The organism is Ancylomarina sp. 16SWW S1-10-2 (assembly GCF_009669305.1).
Taxonomy (GTDB): Bacteria; Bacteroidota; Bacteroidia; order Bacteroidales; family Marinifilaceae; genus Ancylomarina.
Genome location: NZ_SADB01000297.1, coordinates 1 through 398, shown reverse-complemented (window position 1 = coordinate 398; position 398 = coordinate 1). Strand labels below are relative to the sequence as shown.

At 62.8% G+C, this 398-nt stretch carries 1 protein-coding gene; it reads right to left on the bottom strand.

Annotation, left to right across the window (positions count from 1 at the left end):
• Nucleotides 1–398: class I tRNA ligase family protein (locus tag EMN46_RS19280; RefSeq protein ID WP_154202638.1), on the bottom strand; the 398-nt coding region annotated here is incomplete at both ends.

The window sequence follows — 398 nt, the reverse complement described above, 5'->3', positions numbered from 1 at the left end:
AAAGGGATCCACCACGTTCCCCAGGGTCTTGCTCATCTTCCGTCCATCCGGCCCCAGCAGAAACCCTCCCACGTTCAGGTGCCGGTACATGGGAATCCCTGCCGCCTTCAGCATGGTGGGCCAGAAGACCGCGTGGGGCTTCAGGATGTCCTTGCCGATCAGGTGCCAAGCCTGCGGCCAGAAGGTGGCGTAGCGGGGATCATCGGGGTAGCCCAGGGCGGACACGTAGTTGAGGAGGGCATCAAACCAGACGTAGGTCACGTGGACTTCATCCCAGGGCAAGGGGATCCCCCAGGGAACCCGGGCCTTGGGCCGGGAGATGGAAAGATCCCCAATGGGCTCGGAGAGCATGGAGAGCACCTCGTTCCTGTACCCTTCAGGACGGATGAGGTCCGGGT